This is a genomic window from Gemmatimonas sp., assembly GCF_044345575.1.
Classification (GTDB): domain Bacteria; phylum Gemmatimonadota; class Gemmatimonadetes; order Gemmatimonadales; family Gemmatimonadaceae; genus Gemmatimonas.
Map to the genome: position 1 here is coordinate 1 of NZ_JBIJAW010000374.1, position 3103 is coordinate 3103.

A 3103-nucleotide genomic window follows, 5' to 3' on the forward strand; every position below is an offset into this window, starting at 1 on the left:
GCGTCCCCTTCGCTCACCCTCACCCCATTTCGGTCATGCGCTTCCCGTTTCGCGCGGTTCTCACCAGCGCCCTTGTCTGCGGCACCCTCAGCGGGTGCGCCCGTACGGTTCCGGCTCCCGCCACGCCCCCGTCGGCGGCGCCGGCCTCCACCGTGCCCCGCATCGCGATCATGTCGGCGTTCGACGCCGAATGGCGTGCGTTGCAGGCGGCCACCGAGATCACGGGCAAGCAGGTGGTGAACAACCGCACGCTCTATTTCGGGCGGCTGCGCGGACACGACGTGGTGCTGCTGCTGAGCGGCTTCAGCATGGTGAACGCCGCCATGACCACCCAGGCGTTACTCGACCGGGTGCCGGTGCAGGCGATCGTGTTCAGCGGAATTGCCGGTGGGGTGAATCCGGGGCTCAACGTGGGTGACGTGACGGTGCCCGCGCAGTGGGGGAACTATCAGGAGCAGGTGTTCGCGCGCGAAACGCCGCAGGGCTTCGCGCCGGCACGCAAGACCACCGAGTTCGGCGGCTACGGCATGATGTTCCCGCAGGGCACCAGCGTGACCGTGCACGGCGCGCCCGCCGATTCGCTTGTGCGCCAGTTCTGGTTTCCGGTGGACTCCATGGCGTTGGCCGTGGCGCGGCGCGTGAGCAGCAGCGTGACGCTCAAGGGGTGCGTCACCGGCGGCCGCTGTCTCGCGCACACGCCGAAGATCGTGGTGGGAGGTAACGGGGTGAGCGGCCCCACTTTCGTGGACAACGCGGCCTATCGCGAGTGGGTGTGGGCGACGTTCCGCGCTGACGCGCTGGACATGGAATCGTCTGCCGTCGCGCTGGTGGCGCAGGAAAATCGCGTGCCGTTCATTGCCTTCCGCTCGCTGTCCGACCTCGCCGGTGGCAACGCGGAGGACAACGAAGCGCGCGTGTTCGGGCGGCTCGCCGCCGAGAACTCGGCGGCGGTGGTGCTCTCCTTTCTCGATGCCTTGCCGCGAGGCGCCTTCCAGCGTGCCGTGAAGCCGTGAGTCGCTTCTTCGAGTTCGCCCGGCACGGCACCACCTGGCGTACCGAGGTCACGGCGGGGCTCGCCACGTTCCTCACGATGGCGTACATCATCGTGGTGAACCCGGCGATCTTGGAAGCGGCCGGGTTGCCGCGTGAGGCGTCGATCACGGCGACGATTCTGTCGGCGGCGTTCGGCACGTTGGTGATGGGCGTGTATGCGAAGCGCCCCTTCGCGATCGCGCCCTACATGGGCGAGAACGCGTTCATCGTGTTCACGGTGGTGAAGGGGATGGGCTTCGCGTGGCAGACGGCGCTCGGTGCCATCTTCCTCGCCGGGGCGTTGTTCACGGTGCTCACGCTGTTCGGTGTACGCCGGTGGCTGGCCGAGGGGATTCCCGCGTCGCTCAAGCACAGCTTCACGGTGGGGATCGGTCTGTTCCTCACCTTCATCGGTCTCAACGCGATGGGCGTGGTGCAGCTCGGCGTGCCTGGATCACCGGTGGCACTGGGCGCCCTCAACAAGCCGACCACGCTGCTGGCCATCGCCGGCTTTCTCACCACGGCGGTGCTGCTGGCGCGCGGGCAGAAGAGCGCGCTGCTGCTGGGGATCGTGCTCACCACCGTACTGTCGTTCGCAACCGGCATCACGCCGCTGCCGACTGGCGTCGTGAGTGCACCGCCGTCGCTGGCGCCGCTGTTCGGGCAGCTCGACATCGCCGGTGCGCTCACCGTGCAAGCGATGCCGGTGGTGGTGATCGTGTTCGTGATGGCGTTCGTGGATACGATCGGCACCCTCATCGGACTCGGCGCGCGCGCCGGCCTGCTCGATGCGAAGGGCAATCTCCCCGACATGGAGAAGCCCATGCTCGCCGACGCACTGGTGAACATGGTGGCGCCGGTGCTTGGCACCACCACCTGCGGTGCGTTCGTGGAGTCGGCCGTGGGCATCGAAGAGGGCGGACGCACGGGGGCCACGGCGGTCGTGGTGGCGCTGCTCTTTCTCGCGTCGCTCGCCTTTGCGCCGCTGTTCACCGCCATCCCGTCGCATGCGACCGGCGTGGCGATCGTCGCCATGGGCGTGCTCATGCTGAGTGCGATGGCCACGCTCGACTTCGCCGACTACACCGAGTGGGTGCCCGCTTTTCTCACCATCGTGCTGATGGCGTTCACCTACAACATTGGCGTGGGAATGACGGCCGGGCTCATCGCCTATCCGGTGATGAAGATCTTCAGCGGTCGCGTGCGGGAGGTGCCGGCCGCCATGTGGTGGCTGGCCGCGATGTCGCTGCTGTTCTACGCGGTGTATCCGTATCATTGAGCCATGACGCACCCGCTCTACGACTTTGCTGATCGCTACACCACGGCGTGGTGCAGCGACAATCCATCGAAGGTGGCCGAGTTCTTCGCGCCGAACGGTACGCTCACCATCAACGGTGGGGTGCCGCACACGGGACGCGAGGCCATCGCGGCGTCGGCGGCGTCGTTCATGGAGGCGTTTCCCGATCTCGTGGTGACGCTGCGCGGCGTCGACGATGTGGACGGGCGCGTGGCGTATCACTGGACGCTCGCGGGCACGAATACGGGTCCCGGTGGTACGGGCCGCGCGGTGCGCATCGACGGCACGGAGTTGTGGCAGATCGATGAAGCCGGTCTGATTGCCGACTCCATCGGGTCATTCGACGTCGAGGCGTATCAGCGGCAGCTGCAGGGCCGCTAGGCGCCGACCAGCCGGTTGATGGCGGCGAGGCCGTCGTCGCCGACGTCGAGACTGTGCGCGTTCACGTACAGCGCGATGTGCTGATCGCACACCGCATCGGACATTTCCTGCGCGTGGGCCCGCACGTAGTCGCGGCTCGCGTCGGGGCGATCGAAGGCGTACTGCACCGAGGCGCGGATGGCGCGTTCCACCTCGTCGCGCAGCGCGTCGTCGACATCATTGCGCGCGCAGATTCCGGCGAGCGGTACCGGCAGACGTGTCTCCTGTTCCCACCAGTCGCCGAGGTCGATGACCTTGGTGAGCCCGTGATCGGCGTAGGTGAAGCGGCTCTCGTGGATGATGAGCCCCGCGTCGACCTCGCCGTCGGCGACGGCGCGCAGGATGCGGTCGTAG

At 67.5% G+C, this 3103-nt stretch carries 4 protein-coding genes; 3 read left to right on the forward strand and 1 reads right to left on the reverse strand.

The annotated features are described in order from the left end of the window. Window positions 1-35: 35 nt before the first annotated feature. Genes ACIQ6O_RS15340 through ACIQ6O_RS15350 form a run of 3 tightly spaced genes read left to right on the forward strand, consistent with a single transcriptional unit; the run spans window position 36 to window position 2710 of the window. Window positions 36-1013 (forward strand): 5'-methylthioadenosine/S-adenosylhomocysteine nucleosidase, encoded by a 978-nt coding sequence (locus tag ACIQ6O_RS15340; protein ID WP_396208649.1) that lies wholly within the window; start codon window positions 36-38, stop codon window positions 1011-1013. Further along, entirely contained in the window at window positions 1010-2311 is a 1302-nt protein-coding gene (locus ACIQ6O_RS15345) for an NCS2 family permease (protein WP_396208650.1), read from the forward strand. Before ACIQ6O_RS15340 ends, ACIQ6O_RS15345 begins: the two co-directional genes overlap by 4 nt. A gap of 3 nt (window positions 2312-2314) precedes the next feature. Beyond that, complete coding sequence (locus ACIQ6O_RS15350; protein ID WP_396208651.1) at window positions 2315-2710, forward strand: nuclear transport factor 2 family protein; 396 nt, start codon at window positions 2315-2317, stop codon at window positions 2708-2710. Here ACIQ6O_RS15350 and ACIQ6O_RS15355 read toward each other — a convergent pair. After that, on the reverse strand, window positions 2707-3103 hold a 397-nt coding region (locus ACIQ6O_RS15355; RefSeq protein WP_396208652.1), incomplete at its 5' end, for an MqnA/MqnD/SBP family protein. The genes ACIQ6O_RS15350 and ACIQ6O_RS15355 overlap by 4 nt on opposite strands.